Annotated in this window: 21 protein-coding genes and 2 rRNA genes; 18 read left to right on the top strand and 5 right to left on the bottom strand. The window is 64.7% G+C overall.

The window, feature by feature from the left end:
- The 3 genes from QN358_RS16825 to QN358_RS16815 form a co-directional block, all read right to left on the bottom strand.
- Nucleotides 1–1,457 (bottom strand): cryptochrome/photolyase family protein (locus QN358_RS16825; protein ID WP_323513025.1); only part of this gene is annotated, 1,457 nt, incomplete at its 3' end.
- Nucleotides 1,458–1,661: 204 nt separating this feature from the next.
- Entirely contained in the window at nt 1,662–2,498 is an 837-nt protein-coding gene (locus QN358_RS16820) for a hypothetical protein (RefSeq protein WP_323513024.1), read from the bottom strand.
- Between the two features lie 86 nt (nt 2,499–2,584).
- Nucleotides 2,585–3,490, bottom strand: a complete 906-nt coding sequence (locus QN358_RS16815; protein ID WP_323513023.1) for a TIGR03620 family F420-dependent LLM class oxidoreductase — start codon at nt 3,488–3,490, stop codon at nt 2,585–2,587.
- A 56-nt stretch (nt 3,491–3,546) separates the two neighbouring features.
- Here QN358_RS16815 and QN358_RS16810 point away from each other — a divergent pair, with 56 nt between their 5' ends.
- Nucleotides 3,547–3,894, top strand: coding sequence for an ArsR/SmtB family transcription factor (locus QN358_RS16810; RefSeq protein WP_237280405.1), 348 nt, complete (start codon nt 3,547–3,549; stop codon nt 3,892–3,894).
- A gap of 66 nt (nt 3,895–3,960) precedes the next feature.
- Here the strand turns inward: QN358_RS16810 and QN358_RS16805 are convergent, their stop codons facing one another.
- Complete coding sequence (locus QN358_RS16805; RefSeq protein WP_136642625.1) at nt 3,961–4,311, bottom strand: DUF1844 domain-containing protein; 351 nt, start codon at nt 4,309–4,311, stop codon at nt 3,961–3,963.
- Nucleotides 4,312–4,609: 298 nt separating this feature from the next.
- Here QN358_RS16805 and infC point away from each other — a divergent pair, with 298 nt between their 5' ends.
- The 14 genes from infC to QN358_RS16735 all read left to right on the top strand — a co-directional run bounded on the left by infC (nt 4,610) and on the right by QN358_RS16735 (nt 18,581).
- Nucleotides 4,610–5,218, top strand: a complete 609-nt coding sequence (gene infC, locus QN358_RS16800) for a translation initiation factor IF-3 (RefSeq protein ID WP_201799310.1) — start codon at nt 4,610–4,612, stop codon at nt 5,216–5,218.
- 27 nt (nt 5,219–5,245) lie between these two features.
- A complete protein-coding gene (gene rpmI / locus QN358_RS16795; protein ID WP_136642626.1) occupies nt 5,246–5,440 on the top strand; it encodes a 50S ribosomal protein L35 in 195 nt (64 codons plus the stop codon).
- A gap of 31 nt (nt 5,441–5,471) precedes the next feature.
- Entirely contained in the window at nt 5,472–5,867 is a 396-nt protein-coding gene (gene rplT, locus QN358_RS16790; protein WP_136642627.1) for a 50S ribosomal protein L20, read from the top strand.
- A 92-nt stretch (nt 5,868–5,959) separates the two neighbouring features.
- Nucleotides 5,960–6,766, top strand: a complete 807-nt coding sequence (locus QN358_RS16785) for a TrmH family RNA methyltransferase (RefSeq protein ID WP_136642628.1) — start codon at nt 5,960–5,962, stop codon at nt 6,764–6,766.
- A gap of 92 nt (nt 6,767–6,858) precedes the next feature.
- Nucleotides 6,859–7,905, top strand: coding sequence for a phenylalanine--tRNA ligase subunit alpha (gene pheS / locus QN358_RS16780; protein ID WP_237280407.1), 1,047 nt, complete (start codon nt 6,859–6,861; stop codon nt 7,903–7,905).
- Nucleotides 7,906–7,909: 4 nt separating this feature from the next.
- Nucleotides 7,910–10,459, top strand: coding sequence for a phenylalanine--tRNA ligase subunit beta (gene pheT / locus QN358_RS16775; RefSeq protein WP_136642630.1), 2,550 nt, complete (start codon nt 7,910–7,912; stop codon nt 10,457–10,459).
- A gap of 66 nt (nt 10,460–10,525) precedes the next feature.
- Entirely contained in the window at nt 10,526–11,572 is a 1,047-nt protein-coding gene (gene argC, locus QN358_RS16770) for an N-acetyl-gamma-glutamyl-phosphate reductase (RefSeq protein ID WP_136642631.1), read from the top strand.
- 115 nt (nt 11,573–11,687) lie between these two features.
- Nucleotides 11,688–12,854 carry a bifunctional glutamate N-acetyltransferase/amino-acid acetyltransferase ArgJ gene (gene argJ, locus QN358_RS16765; protein ID WP_323513022.1) on the top strand — a complete coding sequence of 389 codons (1,167 nt, stop codon included), beginning with the start codon at nt 11,688–11,690 and terminating at the stop codon, nt 12,852–12,854.
- Nucleotides 12,854–13,795: an acetylglutamate kinase gene (argB, locus tag QN358_RS16760; protein WP_323513021.1), complete on the top strand. Its 942-nt coding sequence runs from the start codon at nt 12,854–12,856 to the stop codon at nt 13,793–13,795. Before argJ ends, argB begins: the two co-directional genes overlap by 1 nt.
- The gene (locus QN358_RS16755; RefSeq protein WP_272898623.1) at nt 13,792–14,982 is read left to right on the top strand and encodes an acetylornithine transaminase; all 1,191 of its coding nucleotides are present in this window, start codon (nt 13,792–13,794) and stop codon (nt 14,980–14,982) included. The genes argB and QN358_RS16755 overlap by 4 nt, the downstream gene beginning before the upstream one ends.
- Nucleotides 14,983–15,087: 105 nt before the next feature.
- Complete coding sequence (argF, locus tag QN358_RS16750; RefSeq protein ID WP_323513020.1) at nt 15,088–16,011, top strand: ornithine carbamoyltransferase; 924 nt, start codon at nt 15,088–15,090, stop codon at nt 16,009–16,011.
- 185 nt (nt 16,012–16,196) lie between these two features.
- A complete protein-coding gene (gene argH / locus QN358_RS16745) occupies nt 16,197–17,699 on the top strand; it encodes an argininosuccinate lyase (RefSeq protein ID WP_323513019.1) in 1,503 nt (500 codons plus the stop codon).
- Entirely contained in the window at nt 17,696–17,923 is a 228-nt protein-coding gene (locus tag QN358_RS16740) for a hypothetical protein (protein WP_136642636.1), read from the top strand. The genes argH and QN358_RS16740 overlap by 4 nt, the downstream gene beginning before the upstream one ends.
- Nucleotides 17,924–17,927: 4 nt before the next feature.
- Nucleotides 17,928–18,581: a DNA-3-methyladenine glycosylase gene (locus tag QN358_RS16735; protein ID WP_323513018.1), complete on the top strand. Its 654-nt coding sequence runs from the start codon at nt 17,928–17,930 to the stop codon at nt 18,579–18,581.
- 23 nt (nt 18,582–18,604) lie between these two features.
- Here the strand turns inward: QN358_RS16735 and QN358_RS16730 are convergent, their stop codons facing one another.
- Complete coding sequence (locus tag QN358_RS16730; protein WP_136642638.1) at nt 18,605–18,868, bottom strand: hypothetical protein; 264 nt, start codon at nt 18,866–18,868, stop codon at nt 18,605–18,607.
- 72 nt (nt 18,869–18,940) lie between these two features.
- On the opposite strand from QN358_RS16730, the gene tyrS reads away from it, so the two are divergent.
- The 3 genes from tyrS to QN358_RS16715 all read left to right on the top strand — a co-directional run.
- Complete coding sequence (tyrS, locus tag QN358_RS16725) at nt 18,941–20,248, top strand: tyrosine--tRNA ligase (protein ID WP_323513017.1); 1,308 nt, start codon at nt 18,941–18,943, stop codon at nt 20,246–20,248.
- 483 nt (nt 20,249–20,731) lie between these two features.
- A 16S ribosomal RNA gene (locus tag QN358_RS16720) occupies nt 20,732–22,258 on the top strand.
- Between the two features lie 475 nt (nt 22,259–22,733).
- Nucleotides 22,734–23,018: ribosomal RNA gene (locus QN358_RS16715) — 23S ribosomal RNA — on the top strand; the annotation flags it as partial.

Raw genomic sequence — 23,018 nt, 5'->3', positions numbered from 1 at the left:
AGATGTGTATAAGAGACAGCCACCACGGCGGCGCGATCTGACAGCCTCCGCAGCCCGGCGAGCGGCTGCGCCATGCGAAAGTTGGTGCGCAGAACCGGTTCGGTACGGTCGAGAAACGCCCAGTAGCCGGCGGTGAACGGGCAGGCATCCGGCCCCAGGCGCACCTTGGGGTTGTACCGGCACGGCCCGCAGTAGTCGCTCATCTTCGAGATGTACGCGCCGCCGGAGGCGTACGGCTTCGTCGCCACGATGCCCCCGTCGGCGTGCTGCGACATGCCGATCACGTTCGCCGGCATGACCCACGGAGTGCCGTCGACGAACATGTTGACGAACCAGTCGTTGAGCTGTTTCGGGTCGTACCCGCGCTGCAGTGCCCAGTTTCCGATCACCATCAGGCGCTGGATGTGGTGGGCCCAGCCGTGCTGCCGCAGCCCGTCGATGCTGTGGCTGAGACAGTTCGCCGTGATCGCCTCAGCGTCGAGCGCCGTGAATTCGGGCGGAAGCGGCGTCGTAGCGGCGAGGGCGTTGTGCGAAGTGGAATACGCTTCACCCAAATACCAGTACAGATGCCACATATAGTCGCGCCACCCCGCAATCTGGCGCACGAACCCTTCGACGCTCGAGAGTGGTGCGCGCCCCGCCCGGTACTCGGCTTCGACGGTGTCGACCACCTCGCGCGGGTCGAGCAGCCCGAGGTTCAGCGGCGCGCTGAGCAGAGAGTGCGCCATGCTCCAGTCTCCGGTGAGCGTGGCGTCTTCGAACGGCCCGAAATCGTTGAGGCGCGATTCGACGAAATCGGCCAGCGCGGCCCGCGCTTCGGTCTCGGTGGCCGCGAACCGGCGCGGCCCGTCGGAGCCCACGAAGGTCGCGGTTCCCTCCGCCTGCCAGCGGTCGAGATCGTCGCGCACACCCGCATCGATGTCGTCTTCGACGGGCCACCACGGCTCGGGCAGCCCAAGTGTGACGGCATTCTTCGGCGGTGCCTGGCGGTTGTCGTGGTCGTAGTTCCACTGCCCACCTGCCGGCGCATCGCCTTCCATCAGGATGCCCGTTCGCCCCCGCACCCACCGATAGAAGTCTTCCAACAGCAGTCGCCCCTTGCCCCGGCTCGCCGCCCACTCGGCGAAGTCGGTCTCGCTCGTCACGAACCCGCGGCTCGGCAGCACCTCGGCCCCGAGCCGCCGCACGTACCGGCGCGCGCTGTACGACGTCGGATCCACCACCTGCAGATCACGCCGCCCCTCGACCACCTCGCCGTACGTCTGAACCTGGTGAAACTCCACCCGGTCGCCGAGCTCCTGCGCCCGGTGTCGCAGCGCCGAGAGCAGCAGATGCGCCTTCGCCCGGTGCATCGGTGCCCGCTCGAACACCGACCGCGCCTCGATGAGGAGCACCGGACCGCCGTCGTCGAACTGCGAACCGAGCTGGCCCGCGAACATCCATCGCACTCGCTGCACTGCGCCTCCTGTGTTCGCCGCGATCAGCGTGCCGCAGTTCACCCAGTATGAGGTGGGCGGCTGACACGACACGGCTTGGCACCAAGGGCTACTGCTGCGGCCGAATCTGTAGCAGACTTCGCCCGCTCAGCTTTGGCGCCCTCAGCCGCTCGACCGGTGACTCGATCGCCCCGCCGCCGTGCCGCTGCAGACTGCCGCCCACCTTCAATCGCAGTAGCTCTGCTGGTCCCATGTTCCGGTCGAGACCTGAAGGTCGATGACGATGCTGTGGTCGACGACGAACGACAACCACACGTTGTCGCCGTTGGTCATCTCGTAGACCATGCCCTCGTATTTCGTGGGGTGCCCGGTGATGCCCGGGTACGCCGCCAGAACGTCGGCCTCGGTCGATCCCGTACTGATGCCCTTCGCGGTGTGCGGAGAGATCTGCCGGCTCTCGGGCTGGCCGCCGCCCCCTGCGAACAGAATCGAGACTGGTTGATCATCGGTCTCGCCGGGGCCGCGCGCACCGATTGCGACTCGAACATTGCCGTTGGCGGTCGCCTCAAAGACGTGCGCGTTGCAGCCTTGGTAAGCCTCTTCCGGCAGCGAGGCCAGGCTTGCGCGGGCCTCGCCGACCGTATCGGTGATGCGGGCCGGGCCGATGCCCGTGTAGTCGACCAGCCAGGTGCCGGGCTTCGTCAGGTCGATGGCCTCGGTCGCAGCGGTGATCGTCGGTGACGGGATGCCCGTTCCTGACGGCGTCGCCCCCGGGCCCAGAGCGTCGGCGGTCGGCGCAGGGCTGCTCGCGGCAGTCGTGGGTGCTGAAACTGCCGTTGTGGGGCCAGCCGTCGGAACCGTCGAGCCGAACCCTGCGCATCCGGAGACCCCCAGCAGCACGCCGGCGGTGACCGCCGCGCCGATGAGACGACGCAACGCCCCGCCGTGGGCGGTGGCGCAGGCCCCGGTTCGCACGTTTCGTGCAGCGGCAGCAGCCCTGCCACTCGCAGCCCTGCCAACCGCCGAAGAACGTGCCTCCGCCGCACCCGTCGTCGTGATCATCTGCTGCCCCTGTCGATCGATCCGGCGTGCCCCGCGCCGCCTGCTGATCACAACGTATCCCACGCCCGCCCGGTGTGCGGTAACGATCAGGGCATGAGGGCCGGGGCCAGCTCGGCCAGGGCATCCAGCCCGGCGTTCTCGGTGTAGTCGAGCGGCTGGATGCACACGTGGTCGGCCCCGGCCTCGAAGTGTTCGGCGATGCGGGCGCTGATCTGATCGACCGAACCCCACGGAATCACAGCGTCGACCAACCGGTCGCTGCCGCCGTCGCCGAGGTCGTCGTCGGTGAACCCGAGCGTGCGCAGGTTGTTCGTGTAGTTGGGAAGCTGCAGGTAGAGCTCCATGTACCGCCGGGCCGTCGCTCGGGCGCTCGAGGGCGTCGCGTCGAGAACCACCGCGACCTCCGGCGCGAGCAGGGGCGCCGACCCGAGCGTCTCGCGCGCCCGGGCGGTGTGCTCGACGGGCACGAAGTAGGGGTGCGATCCCTCTGCCCGGGCGCCGGCCAGTTCGAGCATCTTGGGGCCGAGGGCCGCGATCAACCACGGCACGGGATCGACCGCGACCGGCGCGGAGACAACGGTCTCGTGCATCCGGTCGAGGTACGAACGCATGGTCTGCAGAGGCTTGTTGTAGCGTTCGACGAATTTCGCGTGACCGATGCCGAGGCCCAGAACGAAGCGGCCGTCGTATGCCTCGGCGAGCGTGTTCGCACCCGACACGGCCGTCTCGGGCTCGCGAGCCCAGACATTCGCGATTCCGGTGGCGACGGTCAGCGTGCTGCTGGCGGCCAGGGCCAGCGAGGCGTGGGCGAACGCCTCCTTGCTCGACTCGGTGACCCACAGGGTCGAGTAGCCGAGGCGCTCGACGTGCGCCACCGCATCCCTTTCGCGTTCGGCGGTGAATGACCCGAGCACCCCGAGCCAGGCACCCACGCGGCCGAGGCGGGCCCGGGCGTTCGACAGATCGACAGAGCGTTCACTGATGTTCGTCATGTCTCGAACATAGCCTGATGTTCGATCAGCGTCGAACACGATGTCATAATTCAAGGGTGCCGAGTAGAAACGCGAACCCCATCGAGCAGCCGACTGTCGAGAACATCGACCTGTCGTCGATTCTGGTCGCCCTCAGCGAGCCGGTTCGATTGGGCATCGTCGCCGCGCTGGCATCGCACGACGGTGATGTCGCGTGCGGAACCTTCGATCTCCCCGTTGCAAAATCAACCTCGTCGCACCACTTCAAGGTTCTGCGCGAGTCGGGAGTCATGCACCAGTACGACGAGGGTACGCGCCGGTTGAACCGCCTGCGCCGCGCAGACCTCGACGCACGCTTCCCGGGGTTGCTCGACCTGATCATCGCTGAGGGGCGCCAGGTGGTCGTACCGATCATTGGTCCCTGAAGAGGGGCGCATAAGCGTATACAGGCGCGTGTATAGGTGTAGGTGTAGGCCCCGGATGCCCGGCAGTTAGTTGACCGGACCGGTCAGCTTCTCGCCCGGGCCCTGCCCGATCGCGTCGGGGAAGGGCGAGGCCTCGCGAAAGGCGAGCTGCAGCGAACGGAGGCCGTCGCGGAGGCTGCGGGCGTGCATATCGCCGATCTCCGGCGCCCCGGCGGTGACGAGGCCGGCGAGGGCGATAATCAGCTTGCGGGCCTCGTCGAGGTCGAGCTGGTGTTCGGGATCGTCGGCCAGACCGACCTTCACGGCGGCGGCACTCATGAGATGCACGGCCGTGGTGGTGATGACTTCGACGGCTTGAACATCGGCGATGTCGCGGGCCGCGTCGGTTGATTCGGTGTCGGGGTAGACGTCGCTCATGGGAATTCGTGTTCCGTTCTTTCGTATTGGCCAGAGAGTCTGTTAGACTTGTAGGCGGCTCTGAGACTGTCAGGTTTCAGAGCGAAAGTGGAGATTCTCCCACCCGCGCTTGACCACTAATAAGGTTACCGGGTTGATTGCACTCCGCCGGCTCCTCGCAAGAGGTTTCGGTAGACAGGGTGTGGTGCGTTGTGAGCAGGTTTTTTCTGCGATTGCGCGGTGAGGTTCATTTTCGCGTGCCCCGGTTTCATGCCGAGGGTGCAGCCGAACATCCCACCGCTTCATAAAGGAGTAACGCATCAGCGATCCCCGTACAAACGACCGTATACGAGTACCCGAGGTTCGCCTCGTGGGTCCGGCCGGTGAGCAGGTTGGCGTCGTCAGTATCGACGTCGCCCTCAAACTCGCGCAAGAGGCAGACCTTGACCTGGTTGAGGTGGCGCCGAACTCGAAGCCGCCCGTGGCCAAGATCATGGACTACGGAAAGTTCAAGTACGAAGCCGCCCAGAAGGCGAAAGAGGCCCGGCGCAACCAGGCCAACACGATCCTCAAAGAGGTTCGCTTTCGCCTGAAGATCGATGTGCACGACTACGAGACCAAGCGGAAGCGCGCCGAAGGCTTTCTCAAGGCCGGTGACAAGGTCAAAGCAATGATCCTGTTCCGTGGCCGCGAGCAGTCACGCCCCGACCAGGGTGTGCGCCTTCTCCAAAGATTTGCCGAAGACGTTTCGGAGTTCGGTTCTGTCGAATCGAGCCCGACCATCGACGGCCGAAACATGGTCATGGTGATTGGCCCTCTGAAGAACAAGTCAGAGGCCAAAGCCGAGGCCAACGCCCAACGCGCTGCAGCGAAGACCCGTGAGGCCCCGGCCGACACGGTGGCCGAGCCCGCAGCTGCAGCCGAATAACTTTTTCACACCAACGAGGAGACAACTATGCCCAAGCAGAAGACCCATTCCGGGGCCAAGAAGCGTTTCAAGATCACCGGAACCGGCAAGGTCATGAAGCAGCAGGCCGGCATGCGCCACAACCTGGAAGTGAAGTCGGGCCAGCGCAAGCGCCGCCTGAACACCGACCAGGTTCTTGCACCGCAAGACGCCAAGGTCATCAAGAAGCTCCTCGGCCTGTAATACCGCGACGACGATAAAGGATTAGATAGAAATGGCAAGAGTAAAGAGGGCCGTAAACGCCCACAAGAAGCGTCGCGTAATTCTCGAACGCGCCGAGGGCTACCGTGGCCAGCGTTCACGTCTGTACCGCAAGGCAAAAGAGCAGGTCACCCACTCGCTCGTCTACTCGTACCGCGACCGCCGCGCCCGCAAGGGTGACTTCCGTCGCCTGTGGATCCAGCGCATCAACGCCGCTGCCCGCCTGAACGGCCTCACGTACAACCGCCTCATCCAGGGCCTCGCCTTGGCCGGCATCGAGGTCGACCGTCGCATTCTCGCCGACCTCGCCGTCACCGAGCCCGCCACCTTCGCGGCCCTGGTTGCCAGCGCCAAGGCAGCACTGCCCGAAGACACGTCAGCCCCCAAGGTCGACGCTGCAGCACTGTAGTAAATTCTGAGCCGGTCCCCGCCCGGCTCAGGCATAAATTTCGGCAGCCAGCTTGGCCGAAAATCAACTCAATATCTGCTTGACTTGGTTACATGCTTGATAATCCGCGTTCACCGCGTGTTCGGGCCGTAGCCAAACTTGCCAAGAAGGGAGCCCGGTCTGAGACCGGGCTCTTTCTCTTGGAGGGGCCGCAGGCGGTTGCCGAGGCGCTTGCCTTCAGTCCCCAACTGGTAGTAGAGCTCTACGCCACCCCCACCGCCCTCGAGCGGTACACCGACATCGCGCAGACCGCGGTGGATGCCGGCGTCGATGTCGAATTCGTCTCTGAGCAGGTGCTCGAGGCCATGTCTGACACGGTCACGCCCCAGGGCTTCATCGCTGTCTGCCACCAGTTTCCTACCGCGATCAAAGACATCTTCGCGGCGAAACCGAAGCTCATCGCCATTCTCGAAGAGGTGCGCGACCCGGGTAACGCGGGCACCATCATCCGGGCCGCGGATGCTGCCGGTGCCGATGCCGTGATTCTCACGGGTCGTTCTGTCGATCTCTACAACCCCAAGGTCGTGCGTTCGACGACGGGTTCGCTCTTTCACCTGCCGGTCGCTGTCGAGGCGACTCTTGCCGATGTGCGCCGCCGCGCGCTCGAAGCCGGTATGCAGGTACTCGCCGCTGATATCAAGGGCGACAACCTGTTGGAGATCCGCTCAACCGGGTTGCTCGAAGCGCCGACCGCATGGTTGTTCGGCAATGAGGCGCGTGGGCTCACCGACGATGACCTCAAGTTCGCCGACCGCTCCATCTCTGTGCCCATCTACGGCAAGGCCGAGTCGATGAACCTCGCCACGGCGGCGTCGGTATGCCTCTACGAGAGCGCGTTCGCGCAGCACGAGGCGCGCTGACCGTTCTCCCCAGTGGCACGTGCTCGGCCGGCTTTCCACAGGTCGTGCCGAGCGCCTGCCGTGGCGCGGCATCGCCGCTAAACTTGTGTCTCGTGTCAGATCCCACTCCCGTAGTTCTCACCGAAGATTCCGTCAACGAGGCGGTTGCCAGCGCGCTGGCCGCCATCGACGCCGTCAGCGACACCGCCACGTTCAAGGCGGTGCGCATCGCCCACACGGGCGAAGCGTCGCCGTTGTCGCGGCTGAACGGCCAGCTCAAGAGCCTCCCGAACGACCAGAAGGCTGCCGCCGGCAAGCTCATGGGGCAGGCGCGCGGCCGGGTGAACCAGGCTCTCGCGGCGAAAGAGGCCGACGTCGTGGCGCTCGAGAGTGCAGCGCAGCTCGCGGCGGAGGCGGTCGACGTCACGGCGCTGCCGGTGCGCAAAAAGCTGGGTGCGCGTCATCCGCTGTCGCTGCTTCAAGACAAGGTGGGCGACATCTTCGTCGGCATGGGCTGGGAGGTGGCGGAGGGCCCCGAACTCGAGAACGAGTGGTTCAACTTCGATGCGCTGAACTTCGACCCCGATCATCCGGCACGCGCGATGCAAGACACATTCTTCGTCGAGCCTGTTTCATCGCACCTCTTGTTGCGCACGCACACGTCACCGGTTCAGGTGCGCTCACTGCTGACGCGCGAGCTGCCCGTCTACGTCATCGCGCCGGGCCGCACGTACCGAACCGACGAACTCGACGCGACGCACACCCCTGTCTTCAGCCAGATCGAGGGCATCGCCGTCGACAAGGGCCTCACTATGGCGCACCTGCGCGGCACGCTCGAGTTCTTCGCGCGCCAGATGTTCGGCGACGAAGCCAAGATTCGCCTGCGCCCCAACTATTTTCCGTTCACCGAACCGAGTGCCGAGATGGATGTCTGGCAGCCAGGCGCGAAGGGTGGCGCGCGGTGGGTCGAGTGGGGTGGCTGCGGCATGGTCAACCCGAACGTGCTTCGTTCTGCCGGAATCGACCCCGACGAGTACTCGGGCTTCGCTTTCGGTGTCGGTATCGAACGAACTCTGCAGTTCCGCAACAACCTGAACGACATGCGCGACATGGTCGAGGGCGACGTGCGGTTCAGCCAGCAGTTCGGAATGGTGGTCTAGGTTCATGCGTATTCCCATTAGTTGGCTCTCAGAGTTCGTCGAACTTCCGGTCGGTACGTCGGTCGACGACATCCACGCTGCGCTGGTGAGCGTCGGGCTCGAAGAAGAGGGCTCCCACGACTTCGACATCGACGGCCCCGTCGTGGTCGGTGAGGTGCTCGAATTCTCCGAAGAGCCCCAGACGAACGGCAAGACCATCCGCTGGTGCAGCGTTCGAGTGGCCCCACCGGGCGTCGCTGCTGCCGACGGCGGGGCGGATGTTCGGGGCATCGTGTGCGGAGCCCCGAACTTCTTCGTGGGTGACAAAGTGGTGGTGACCCTCCCCGGCGCCGTTCTGCCCGGGGGCTTCGCCATCGCCGCCCGCAAGACCTACGGCCACATCTCCGACGGCATGATCGCCTCGGCGCGTGAGCTCGGCCTCGGCGAAGAACACGACGGTATTCTGCGACTCGCGAGCCTCGGTCTCGACCCCGAGGTCGGCACCGATGCGCTCAACCTGCTCGGCCTCGACGACGCCGCAGTAGAGGTGAACGTCACCCCTGACCGCGGGTACGCCTTCTCCATCCGCGGAATCGCGCGCGAGTACGCGCACGCCACCGGCGTGGTGTTCCGTGACCCCGCGGTCGAGCTGCAGAGCGCCACCGCCGATCTCGATGCCCACTCGGGAGTCGAGGTGACCATCGATGATCGTGCACCCATCCGTGGCCGCGTCGGCGCGAGCGTTTTCGTCACGCGCGTCGTGCGCGGCGTCGATGCTGCGGCCGCCACCCCGTCATGGATGATCGCGCGGCTGAAACTCGCCGGCATCCGGTCGGTCTCGCTGCTGGTCGACATCACGAACTACGTCATGATCGAGCTCGGGCAGCCGCTGCACGGGTACGACCTCGACCGTCTCGACGGCCCGATCGTCGTGCGCCGAGCTGAGCCCGGCGAGACCCTGACGACGCTCGACTCGCACGTGCGCACACTCGACGGTGAAGACCTGGTCATCGCCGACGCCAGTGGCGCGATCGGCCTGGCCGGGGTGATGGGCGGTCTCTCGACCGAGATCACCGACGAAACCGTCGATGTGCTCATCGAAGCGGCCAACTTCGACCCGGTGACCATCGCACGCACGGTTCGGCGCCACAAACTGCCGAGCGAAGCCTCAAAACGTTTCGAACGCGGAGTCGACCCCGAGGTCGCTGCTGCTGCTGCGGCACGAGCCGTTCAGCTCATCGAAGAACTCGCCGGCGGCCACGCCGACTCGCTCGGCTCTCGGTATCACGCGCACGAACAGCTCACCCCCATCTTCTTGCCCGATGCGTACATCTCGAGCCTCGTTGGTGTCGACTACACCGACGCCGAGATCACCGACTCGCTCATCGAGATCGGTGCCACGCTCGAGTACGCGCACGACGGTCTGCTCGTCGCGCCCCCGAGCTGGCGCCCCGACCTCACCCACAAGGCGACGCTGGCCGAAGAGGTCGCGCGCATCGTGGGGTACGCGCGTATTCCGAGCATTATTCCGGTGGCTCCCTCTGGTCGAGGTTTCACCCGCGAGCAGAAGCTTCGACGGCTCGCCGGCGACACTCTGGCCGCCAGCGGTTCGACCGAGGTTCTTGGCTCGCCGTTCGTGAATGCCGAGCTGAACACCGTCTTCGGCTCAGCCGACGGTTCCCCCGTCACCGCGATCAAGCTGGCCAACCCACTCGACGCTGAATCGCCGTTCCTTCGCACGTCGACCCTGCCCGGGCTCATCGACATCGCTCGGCGCAACCTGTCGCGCGGTCTCACCGACCTCGCTCTCTTCGAGGTCGGTGCTGTCTTCCTTCCCGAACCAGGTGTGACCTACGGGGTGACCGAGGTTCCACTCGGTGCCAGCTTGCCCTCTGCCGAGACGCTCGCCGAACTGAACGCGAGTATTCCGCCGCAGCCGTGGCACGTTGGCCTGCTGTTCCTTGGCAACTCGGTCGACAAGCAGCCCGGCCAGAACGCCATTCCCGTGGGCGTCGCCGACGCTCTCGATACCGTGCGGCTGCTCGCCGACGCGCTCGATGTGCCCGTCTCGGTGCGTCAGGGCAGTCACGCAGCGATGCACCCGGGCCGAACGGCCGAAGTGACGGTGGCACTGCCGACCGGTGACGAGGTGCTCGTGGGTTACGTGGGCGAACTTCTGCCGGCTCTTGCTGAGCAGTATCATCTGCCGCGCGTCGTGGCCGTCGCCGAAATCGACCTCAGCGCGCTCATCGAGCTTGCGGCACGCAGTGTTGAGGCCACTCCGCTGGCGGGGTACCCGGCGGCAACGCAAGATGTCTCGCTGGTGGTGGCCGAGACGGTGGCCGCCGGCGAAGTTCAGCGTGCGGTGGCTGCCGGGGCGGGCGAGCTCCTCGAGAGCATCCGGCTCGTTGATGACTACCGTTCGACGGGGATCGACGAGGGCTACAAGTCGCTCACGTTCGCCTTGCGTTTTCGCGCGTCAGACCGCACCCTCACCGCGGCCGAGGCGAGCGATTCGCGGCTCGCGGGTGTCGCAGAGGCTGTGCGCCAGTTCGGGGCGGTCGTTCGGGAGTAGCGAGTGGCGCGCGGAGGCATCACCGCCGCGCGCTTCGCTCGTTCGTGGGCGCGGTAGATTTGAGGCATGTCTTTTTCGGTTGCTGTAGCGGGCGCAAGCGGGTATGCGGGTGGCGAGCTCTTGAGGCTCCTGGCGAATCACCCCGAGTTCGAGGTGCGAACCGTGACCGCGAACACCAATGCCGGCCAGCCGTTGCTGGCGGTGCACCCGCACCTGCGCTCGTACGGCGACCTCGTTCTCAGCGAGACAACGACCGCTGCCCTGAACGGGCACGACATCGTGTTTCTGGCGCTGCCGCATGGTAAATCGGGCGTGATCACCGAAACGCTCGACCCTGAAACCCTTGTCGTCGATTGCGGGGCCGATCACCGGCTCACCAATGAGGCCGACTGGGCGAAGTTCTACGGCGGCGACTTCTTCGGCGCGTGGCCCTATGGCCTGCCCGAGCTTCTCATCGAGAACCATGCGCAGCAGCGCTCACAGCTCGTCGGTGTGAAACGCATCGCTGTGCCCGGTTGCAACGTGACCGCTATCAGCCTCGGGCTCGCGCCGGGTCTGCGTGCCGGGGTCATCCAGCCGGTCGATCTCGTGGCCGTTCTTGCGGTGGGGCCGTCGGGCGCCGGCAAGAGTCTCCGCACGAACCTGCTCGCGAGCGAGATTCTCGGCTCGGCCAGCGCGTACGCCGTGGGCGGCACCCACCGACACAACCCCGAGATCGTGCAGAACCTCAGCGCGGCCGCCGGTACGAAGGTCACGGTGTCGTTCACCCCGGTGCTGATTCCCGCGGCCCGTGGCATCCTCGCCACCTCGACCGCGCGGCTCGCCGCCGGCATCAGCGCCCACGACGTGCGTTCGGCCTGGGTCAACGCCTACGCTGACGAGCCGTTTGTGCACGTGCTGCCCGAGGGCCAGTTTCCGAGCATGTCCGACGTGATCGGTGCCAACACCGCGCTCATCGGCATCGCCGTCGACGAGGCTGCCGACCGCGTGGTCACGGTCACCGCGATCGACAACCTCGTGAAGGGCACCGCGGGCGCGGCCATCCAGTCGGCGAACATCGCGCTGGGGCTGCCAGAGACGCTGGGCCTGCCCCTGAACGGCCTGGCCCCGTGAGTTCGGTGCGCACACATTCGGCCCACCCACTCGGTGAACACCGACGTTCGGCCCGGCCAGTTTGGCTTCACACACTTTCGTTCCAGCCCGCCCCCAGACCCCCAGGAGTACCTTCGTGAGCGTCACAGCCCCCGCCGGATTCGAAGCGGCCGGCATCGCCCGCGGCCTCAAATCGTCGGGAGACCGCGACCTCGCGCTGGTGGTCAATCGCGGTCCGAGCACCGCGGCCGCCGCCGTCTTCACCTCGAACCGCTGCAAGGCCAACCCGATTCTCTGGTCTGAGCAGGTCATTCGTGACGGCTCGGTGTCGGCGGTCATCCTGAATTCGGGCGGAGCGAACTGCTACACGGGTACCTTCGGCTTTCAGACCACCCACGCCACGGCCGAGGCGGTGGCCGAAGCGCTCTCAGTGTCGGCCGGCGACGTGATCGTGTGCTCGACCGGCCTCATCGGAACCGGCGACCAGGTCTTTCGCGACAGAGTCGTCGGGGGAGTGCCGGGCGTTGTCGCCGCCCTCACCCAGAATGGCGGCACCGATGCGGCTCTCGCCATCATGACTACCGATACGAAGGCGAAGCAGTCGGTCGCCGCGGGCGATGGATGGTCGATCGGCGGTATGGCGAAGGGCGCCGGTATGCTCGCTCCCGGCCTCGCCACCATGCTCGTCGTCATCACGACCGATGCCGACCTGCCCGCGGCAGCCCTCGACCGGGCCCTCCGCGCGGCAACCAGAGTGACGTTCGACCGACTCGACTCCGACGGCTGCATGTCGACCAACGACACCGTGACGCTCATGGCGAGTGGGGCATCCGGAGTCGTACCCGACGAAGCCACCTTCACGGCCGCCCTCACCGGGCTCTGCCACGACCTCGCGCTGCAGTTGCAGGCCGATGCCGAGGGGGCCAGCCACGACATCACCATCACCGTGGTCAACGCCGAAGCCGAAGACCAGGCCGTGACCGTGGGTCGTTCGGTATCGCGCAGCAACCTGTTCAAGGCCGCCATCTTCGGTAACGACCCGAACTGGGGCCGTGTGCTCGCTGCCGTGGGCACCGTCAGCGAGGCCGAGGCAACGTTCGACCCCTACAACATCGACGTCACCATCAACGGCGTGATGATCTGCAAGGCGGGCGAGCCGTTCGAAGACCGCGACCTCATCGACCTCACGCCGCGCGCCGTCACCGTGCTCATCGACCTGCACTCGGGTGACGCGGTCGCGTCGATCTACACGAACGACCTCACTCACGACTACGTGCACGAGAACAGCGCGTACGCCAGCTGATGACGACCCTCGACCACGAACTCGCCGCCGCGAAGGCGGCAACGCTCATCGAGTCACTGCCGTGGCTGCAGGCCTTTCACGACCAGATCATGGTCGTCAAGTTCGGCGGCAATGCGATGGTCGACCCCGACCTGCAGCGCACTTTCGCCGAAGACATGGTGTACCTGCGCTACGCGGGCATCAGACCGGTCGTTGTGCACGGCGGGGGCCCTCAGATCTCCCGGATGCTCGCCCGCCTCGGCATCGAGAGCGAGTTCCGTGGCGGCTACCGTGTCACCAGCCCCGAGGCGATGGATGTCGTTCGCATGGTGCTCACCGGGCAGATCAGCCGGGACATCGTCAGCCACATCAACGAACACGCCCCACTCGCCACGGCGATCTCGGGCGAAGACGCCGGGCTGTTCGAGGGCCAGCGCCGCACGATCGAGCTCGACGGCGAGACCGTCGATCTCGGCCTGGTGGGCGATGTCGTCGGAGTGAACCCCGAGGCCGTGCTGGAGCACATCGCGGCCGGCCGTATCCCGGTCATCTCCTCGATCGCGCCCGACCGCGACGAGCCGGGGCAGGTACTGAACATCAACGCCGACGCGGCCGCTGCGGCGCTCGCCGTAGCGCTCGGGGCAGCCAAGCTGGTGATTCTCACCGACGTTGCGGGCCTCTACTCCGACTGGCCGAACCGAGACTCGCTCGTCTCTGTCATCGACTCTGAAGAGCTGCGCGCCCTGCTGCCGAGCCTTGAGTCGGGCATGATCCCGAAGATGGCGGCGTGCCTCGAGGCGGTCGATGGGGGAGTGGCGAAGGCCGCGATCATCGACGGCCGAACCCCGCACTCGATACTGCTCGAGGTGTTCACCCAGAGCGGCATCGGCACCGAGGTCGTGCGCGGCCTCGAATCAGGCATTTCAGAACCGCATATTTCAATTGAGAGGGAAACCCCGTGACCACCCCGTGGATCGACACGTTCAATAACTCGATGATGCGCACCATGGGTACGCCCCTGGCGATGCTCACGCACGGTCGCGGTGCCTTCGTGTGGGATGAGAACGAGAAGGAATATCTCGACTTTCTGGCCGGCATCGCCGTCAACTCGCTCGGCCACGCGCATCCGGTGCTCATCGACGCCGTCACCCGCCAGGTCAGTACCCTCGCGCACGTCTCGAACTACTTCTCGACCCGCCCGCAGCTCGAGCTGGCCGAGCGCCTGAAGCGCATCACCGGCGCCGGCCCCGAGGGTCGGGCCTACTTCTGCAACTCGGGCGCCGAAGCGAACGAGGCCGCCTTCAAGCTGGCCCGCCTGAACTCGCGCGATGGCCGCACCAAAATTCTTGCGCTGAAGAACGCCTTCCACGGCCGCACGATGGGTTCGCTCGCCCTCACCGGCAAGCCCACCATGCAGGAAGCGTTCCTGCCAATGCCGGGTGGCGTCGAGCACATCGACTCCACCATCGAAGCGCTCGAAGCTGCCCTCGACGGCACGGTGGCCGCGCTCTTCGTCGAACCCATCAAGGGTGAGGCAGGCGTAATCGACCTGCCAGAGGGCTACCTCGCCCGGGCACGCGAGCTCACCGAGAAGCACCACGTGCTGCTCATCGTCGACGAGATTCAGACGGGTGTCGGCCGCACCGGTCGCTGGTTCGCCTACGAGCACGCCGGTATCAAACCCGATGCCGTCACCATCGCAAAGGGCATGGCCGGGGGAGTGCCCATCGGCGCCCTGGTCACCTTCGGTTGGGCATCCGAGCTCTACCAGCGCGGAATGCACGGCAGCACGTTCGGCGGAAACCCGCTCGCCACCGCAGCGGCCAATGCCGTGCTCGCCTACATCGAAGAGGTCGACCTCGTCGGCAACGCCGAGCGCCGCGGCGTGCAGCTGCGCGAACGCATCGCCGCCCTGAACTCGCCTCTCATCACCGAGTTGCGCGGGCAGGGCCTGCTCATTGGCATCGGCCTGGCCGAGCCGGTGGCGAACCAGCTGGTGGCAGCCGCAATGGATGCTGGACTCATCATCAACGCCGCCAACGAGTCGACCATTCGCATGGCCCCGCCGCTGATCATCCGCGACCTCGAAGTGGATGCCTTCATCACCCGCTTCAGCAGAGCCCTGGCCGCGATGCCCGCGCTGGTGTAGCGGTACCGCTACTCTGGTTCTTTCTGTCTGACCCGATCTGCCCGACCCGCTCTGGCCGCCCCTTTCTGCCCGCCCCTTTCTGCCCGCCCGACCCGAAGGCTCCCGATGACCCGCCACTTTCTGCGCGACGACGACCTCTCACCCGCCGAACAGGCCGAGATTCTCGACCTGGCGGCAGTGCTGAAGCGTGACCGATTCAGCGAGAAGCCGCTTGCCGGCCCGCAGACGGTCGCCGTCATCTTTGACAAGTCGTCGACCCGCACCCGCGTCTCGTTCGCCGTCGGCATCGCCGATCTGGGGGGCAGCCCCCTCATCATCAGCACAGCGAACAGTCAATTGAGTGGCAAAGAGACGGCCACCGACACCGCGAGGGTTCTCGAACGCCAGGTCGCGGCTATCGTGTGGCGCACCTACGCTCAGGCCGGCCTCGAAGACATGGCCCGGGGCACGACGGTTCCGGTCGTCAATGCGCTCTCTGACGAGTTCCACCCCTGCCAGCTCCTCGCCGACCTGCTCACCATCCGTGAGCATCGGGGCGAACTCGCCGGGCTCACCGTGACGTTCCTCGGTGACGGCGCCAGCAACATGGGCCAGTCGTACCTGCTCGCCTGCGCCACGGCCGGCATGCACGTGCGCATCGCCGCGCCCGTCGACTACTCACCCGACCCCACCGTGGTTCAGGATGCCCAGGCCATCGCCGCGGCAACCGGAGGTTCGGCCGCCACCTACATCGACCCCGTCGAAGCCGTCACCGGCGCCGACATCGTGGTCACCGACACCTGGGTTTCGATGGGCAAAGAAGACGAGAAGGCCGCCCGCGTGAAGACGTTCGGTGGCTACCAGGTCGACCAGGCACTCATGGCGCACGCCAAAAGCGATGCGCTCTTTCTGCACTGCCTGCCGGCCGACCGCGGGTACGAGGTGGCGGCCGACGTCATCGACGGCCCGCAGAGCGTGGTGTGGGATGAGGCGGAGAACCGCCTGCACGCGCAGAAGGCGCTGCTCGTCTGGCTCCTGCGCCAGCAGTAGCGCTGGCGGCAGCGCCAACACGAGCGGCGGCGGCGTGCGTGCTTCCTGGCCCACGGGGTCGCGGCGCTAAACTCAGACCCACGCCGCGACTTCGCCGCCAACAGACCCACGGGTCTTCAGGCCCGCCGGTTCGCGGCACGACTTCTCTGTAACTGCATCAACTGAAGAAACACACGAGGCACAGCGTGGCAGACAATCGAGCGAGTGAAGCGGGCGCCCTCTGGGGTGGGCGGTTCGCCAGCGGGCCCTCACCAGAACTGCTGGCCCTCAGCAAGTCGACCCACTTCGACTGGCAGCTCTGGCCCTACGATATCAGCGGCTCCCGCGCGCACGCCAAGGCGTTGGCGGCGGCCGGCTACCTGACGCCCGACGAGCTGGGGGCTATGACAGCGGCGCTCGACCGCCTGGCCGCGTCGATCGAAGTGGGCGACTTCACGGCGGCAGAATCCGACGAAGACGTGCACTCGGCCCTCGAACGCGGTCTCATCGCCGAAGCTGGCGCCGAGCTCGGTGGCAAACTGCGCGCGGGTCGCAGCCGCAACGACCAGATCGCCACGCTCATCCGGCTGTACCTCCTCGACCACGGCCGCGAGCTCGGCCACCTCGTCGTTCAGCTCATCGACGCCATCGCCTCGCAGGCCGCGGCGCATCCGGATGCCCCCATGCCGGGCCGCACGCACCTGCAGCACGCGCAGCCGGTGCTTCTCTCGCACCACCTGCTCGCGCACGCCTGGCCGCTGGTTCGCGATCTCGAACGCCTGCGCGACTGGAGTGCCCGGGCATCCGCCTCGCCCTACGGTGCAGGCGCGCTGGCCGGTAGTTCGCTCGGCCTCGACCCCGCTCTCGTGGCGTCAGAGCTCGGCCTCACCGCCGGCCCCATGCTGAACTCCATCGATGCCACCGCGAGTCGCGACGTGGTCGCCGAGTTCGCCTTCATCACCAGCCTCATCGGCATCAATCTCTCGCGCTTCGCCGAGGAGATCATTGTGTGGGCCACCCGCGAGTTCGGCTTCGTGAAGCTGCACGACGGCTACTCCACCGGCTCGTCGATCATGCCGCAGAAAAAGAACCCCGACATCGCCGAGTTGGCGCGGGGCAAGTCGGGGCGCCTCATCGGCAACCTCGCCGGCCTGCTCGCCACCCTCAAGGGCCTGCCGCTGGCGTACAACCGTGATCTGCAGGAAGACAAAGAGCCCGTTTTCGACTCGGTCGAGCAACTCGAGGTGCTGCTGCCCGCTTTCACCGGCATGGTCGCGTCGCTCACCTTCAACACCGACCGGCTGGCCGAGCTTGCACCGCAGGGGTTCTCGCTCGCGACCGACGTGGCCGAATGGCTTGTCAGGCAGGGCGTGCCCTTCCGTGACGCGCACGAGATCAGCGGAGATCTGGTGCGGTTCTGTGAGCAGAACGGGCTCGAACTGCACGAACCCACCGACGAACAGCTCACAACGGTGTCGGTGCATCTCACTCCCGCCGTTCGCGACGTGGTCACCGTCACCGGCTCGATCGCGAGCCGCAACGGCATCGGCGGCACGGCCGGTGTGCGTGTTGCCGAACAGCTCGCGTCGCTCACTGCCCAAGTGCGCGTCCTGCAGAAGTCAGTGGCCGGTGCCGGGGCCGGCACAGCTGCCGATGGCGCACCCACACTCGATGAACCCCTCCTCTACCACCCGAAGGCGACAGCATGACACTCAGCAGCAGCTCCGGCTCGCCCGACGGCCTCGGCCCCGAGACATCGGGCGGCAAGAAGCCCAAAGTCGACCAAGACATTCGAAACCACCCGCTCTACAAGACACCCTGGTGGCGCAAGCCGCTGAAGCCGTGGATGTTCTGGACCCTCGCCAGCGTTCTCGTCGCCATTCTCGTCGCGGCTGTCATCGTCTGCATCTCGCTGGGCATCAAGCTCTTCTGACCCTATGGCGTCTGCCGAAGTGGTGCCGGGCACCTCGATTCCCGACCCCGACCTGTTCCTCCGGCCCGCCGTCGAGGTGGCGCCCCTTCTGCTCGGAGCGCTGCTCAGTCGTACCTCAGCTGAGGGCACCACGACCCTCCGCATCACCGAGGTCGAGGCGTACCTCGGCGTGGGCGCCGATCCGGGCTCACACTCCTTTCGCGGCCAGACGCGCGCCAACTCGGTCATGTTCGGCGAACCCCTGCACCTCTACACGTACTTCACCTACGGCATGCACACCTGCGCCAACATCGTCTGCTCGCCAGCCGGCATCGCGAGCGGTGTTCTGATCCGCGCCGGCGAGATCGTCGACGGCCTCGATCTCGCGCGCGAGCGCCGCGGCCACGCGATACCTCTTCGTGACCTCGCCCGCGGCCCCGCTCGCCTCACCCGCGCCCTCGGCATCCCGCTCTCCGATGGGGGAGCCTCCCTTCTCGCTTCCCCATACGGTCTCCGGATGCCCGACCACCCCTCGCGCTTCGAGACGTCTGCCCGCACGGGTCTCGGCGGCCTGGGCGGCACCCCCGCGTACCCCTGGCGCTTCTTCATCCCCTCCGACCTCACCGTCTCGCCCTACAAACGTCACCCCAAGCTCGCCCCCTTCACCCCGACGGCATAGCTCTCCGCCCATTCGATGTCGGGTCAGGTCTCCCACTCGAGCGAATCGAATTCGTCGCGCTCGAAGAACTCGGCGAGACGCGCCCGGCAGCACAGCCACGTCGTGCGGCGCCCACCTGACCGGCCGCCTGACTGCCCACCCCACTGCCCACCCCACTGCTCCACCAGAAACCCACCGCTCACCTCCTGATCGTCGAGCACCAGCACGTTCTGGCCCTCGTTCTCGCCCTCGGTCAACACCCCGACCAGCCCCACGGGAATGACGGCATACGGGTGGTGTTGTTTCATCGCGGCTCAGCCTTAGTCATAGTTGAGAATTAATCATAACTGATCACGCGTGCCACTGGTACTCTGTGAACCGTGCCTCAGCCAGTGTTGGTAGCTCTGTCTACCCAGAAAAATGACCCGTCGTTCTCCTCTGTGTGGGATGAGCTGAAGTGGCGCGGCCTGGTGCACGTCTCGACAGACGAAGCCGAGCTGAAGACGCTGCTCGACGGCGCGCCCATCACCTTCTACTGCGGGTTCGACCCGACGGCCCCGAGTCTTCACCTCGGCAATCTTGTGCAGATCCTCGTTATGCGCCGCCTTCAACTCGCCGGGCACAAGCCGTTGGCACTCGTGGGCGGCTCGACCGGTCTCATCGGAGACCCACGCCCGACCGCCGAACGCACGTTGACCGCGCGCGACACCGTCGCCGAATGGGTTGGGTACCTGCAAGCTCAGGTGTCGAGGTTTCTGAGTTTCGAAGGTGACAGCAGAGCACGGCTCGTGAACAACCTCGACTGGACGGCCCCGCTCAGCGCCATCGACTTCCTCCGCGACATCGGCAAGTACTTTCGCGTGGGCACCATGCTGAAGAAAGACGCGGTGAGCGCCCGTCTCAACTCCGACGCCGGCATCAGCTACACCGAGTTCAGCTACCAGATTCTGCAGGGCCTCGACTACCTCGAGCTCTACCGCACCTACGACTGCCGCCTGCAGACGGGTGGCAGCGACCAGTGGGGCAACCTCACCAGCGGCACCGACCTCATCCGTCGCGCAGAGCAACAGAGCGTGCACGCCATCGGCACGCCCCTCATCACGAACTCCGACGGCACCAAGTTCGGTAAGAGCGAGGGCAACGCCATCTGGCTCGACCCCGCCCTCACCAGTCCGTACGCGTTCTACCAGTTCTGGCTCAACACTGACGATGCCGATGCCCTCGAACGGTTGAAGATCTTCACGTTCCTGACTCGCGACGAGCTGAACCGGCTCGCGGAGGCCGTTGCGACCGAACCGTTCCGGCGCGAAGCGCAGCGCACCCTCGCCTACGAGGTCACCTCCCTCGTTCACGGAACCGACGCTACCGACGCCGCCATCGCCGCCGCCGCGGCACTCTTCGGGCAGGGCGATCTCGCCGATCTCCCCGAGCAGGCTCTTCGCCAGGCTCTAGCCGAACTCCCGACCGTCGAGACGACTCCGGATGCTCTACTGCTGCAGCTCGTTGTCGACACCAAACTCGTCGCAACGATCAGCGAGGCTCGGCGTGCCCTCGCCCAAGGCGGCCTCTATGCCAACAACGTGAAGATCGACAACGACCAGCTCACCGCAGGTGACGTTGCCCTTACCGGTGGCGTCGTGGTTCTGCGTCGCGGCAAGAAAACCCTCGCGGGCGCTGTCGTCGTCTAGTTCCCCGCGTTTCCGGGGCGACACGCCCGGGTGTAGCGGTCTATTTGCCAGCCACGAAACATACCCGTAATGTTTCTTCTTGTCACCCCAAAGGTTCGGAAAGCGGTTCTGTTTTCTGGCCTCAAGTGGGGCCGTTTCCCATGTGAAGAAAACCGCGGATGCCGTTTGGTGTTTGTTGTGTTTGGGCTTTGTGTGGTGGGCGATGGTTTATGGTTGTGAAGTTGCCTCGTGTCGGGTCTGGTTGTTGTGACTGGGTTTCTGGTGTGGGTGCGTCCGATCTTTGAGAACTCAACAGCGTGCACATTGTCAAATGCCAAATCCCCGTGGCACCTTTTTTGGTGTTCGGGTTCCTTTGGGAAAAACAATTAGTGGGGCATCTTTTTGGGGTGTTTCACGGACAAGCAAGTCAGTAATGATTTGTTCTGTCAGCATCAAACTTGTCATGCCGGCTTCGATTCCCGTTGTTGGTGTGGCGCGTAAGCATTTACGGAGAGTTTGATCCTGGCTCAGGACGAACGCTGGCGGCGTGCTTAACACATGCAAGTCGAACGATGATGCTGAGCTTGCTTAGCGGATTAGTGGCGAACGGGTGAGTAACACGTGAGTAACCTGCCCTTGACTCTGGGATAAGCGTTGGAAACGACGTCTAATACCGGATATGACCTTCGGAGGCATCTCCTGGGGGTGGAAAGATTTTTTGGTCAAGGATGGACTCGCGGCCTATCAGGTTGTTGGTGAGGTAATGGCTCACCAAGCCTACGACGGGTAGCCGGCCTGAGAGGGTGACCGGCCACACTGGGACTGAGACACGGCCCAGACTCCTACGGGAGGCAGCAGTGGGGAATATTGCACAATGGGCGAAAGCCTGATGCAGCAACGCCGCGTGAGGGATGACGGCCTTCGGGTTGTAAACCTCTTTTAGTAAGGAAGAAGAACTTCGGTTTGACGGTACTTGCAGAAAAAGCACCGGCTAACTACGTGCCAGCAGCCGCGGTAATACGTAGGGTGCAAGCGTTGTCCGGAATTATTGGGCGTAAAGAGCTCGTAGGCGGTTTGTCGCGTCTGCTGTGAAAACTGGAGGCTCAACCTCCAGCCTGCAGTGGGTACGGGCAGACTAGAGTGCGGTAGGGGAGATTGGAATTCCTGGTGTAGCGGTGGAATGCGCAGATATCAGGAGGAACACCGATGGCGAAGGCAGATCTCTGGGCCGTAACTGACGCTGAGGAGCGAAAGCATGGGGAGCGAACAGGATTAGATACCCTGGTAGTCCATGCCGTAAACGTTGGGAACTAGATGTAGGGGCCATTCCACGGTTTCTGTGTCGCAGCTAACGCATTAAGTTCCCCGCCTGGGGAGTACGGCCGCAAGGCTAAAACTCAAAGGAATTGACGGGGGCCCGCACAAGCGGCGGAGCATGCGGATTAATTCGATGCAACGCGAAGAACCTTACCAAGGCTTGACATATACCGGAAAGCCACAGAAATGTGGGCCCCGCAAGGTCGGTATACAGGTGGTGCATGGTTGTCGTCAGCTCGTGTCGTGAGATGTTGGGTTAAGTCCCGCAACGAGCGCAACCCTCGTTCTATGTTGCCAGCACGTTATGGTGGGAACTCATAGGAGACTGCCGGGGTCAACTCGGAGGAAGGTGGGGATGACGTCAAATCATCATGCCCCTTATGTCTTGGGCTTCACGCATGCTACAATGGCCGGTACAAAGGGCTGCAATACCGTAAGGTGGAGCGAATCCCAAAAAGCCGGTCTCAGTTCGGATTGAGGTCTGCAACTCGACCTCATGAAGTCGGAGTCGCTAGTAATCGCAGATCAGCAACGCTGCGGTGAATACGTTCCCGGGCCTTGTACACACCGCCCGTCAAGTCATGAAAGTCGGTAACACCCGAAGCCGGTGGCCCAACCCCTTGTGGGAGGGAGCTGTCGAAGGTGGGATCGGTGATTAGGACTAAGTCGTAACAAGGTAGCCGTACCGGAAGGTGCGGCTGGATCACCTCCTTTCTAAGGAGCACGTTTCATCTCTCGTCTGTATACAGCGGGGTCGGATGGACAGTCATTTCAACGCCAGTTAGGTGTTGGTGGCGCTCATGGGTGGAACATTTGACATTCGCGTAGTGCATCAGGTTCTGTCAGTACGACGGGTTCTTCGGGGCTGGTTTGGAAGAGAGGGTTTGGTGTGGCCGTGTTGTGCACGCTGTTGGGTCCTGAGGGACCGGGCAGCTTCTTCGTCGTCACGGGTTTTTGGTCTGTGGGGGTGTGGGGGTTGGCTGTAACTTGTTTTGGACCTTATTTCGGTCAGGGGCTTTTGGGTCTTTGGTTGTGTGGGGTACCGCCCGTATTTTGAGAACTACACAGTGGACGCGAGCATCTTCAGTCGCAAATTTTGGCTCCCTTGGGGGTCTGTTTGTGGACTGATAATCAATGTTCGCCTGATTTATTTCAGGCATACATTGGTCTTTGTTGTGTGATTTTGTTGTATGAAGTTTTTAAGAGCAAACGGTGAATGCCTTGGCATCTGGAGCCGAAGAAGGACGTATAAATCTGCGATAAGCCTCGGGGAGCTGATAATAGAGCTGTGATCCGAGGGTCTCCGAATGGGGAAACCCCGCCAGGCCCGTGAGGTGACCTGGTGACTCCCGCTTGAATATATAGGGCGGGTAGAGGGAACGAGGGGAAGTGAAACATCTCAGTACCCTCAGGAAGAGAAAACAACATGTGATTCCGTGAGTAGTGGCGAGCGAAACCGGAACAGGCTAAACCG

Source organism: Subtercola sp. RTI3, from assembly GCF_035018625.1.
Taxonomy (GTDB): Bacteria; Actinomycetota; Actinomycetes; order Actinomycetales; family Microbacteriaceae; genus Subtercola; species Subtercola vilae.
Note: the sequence above shows the minus strand (reverse complement) of the source record. Positions and strands in the feature narration are given on the sequence as shown.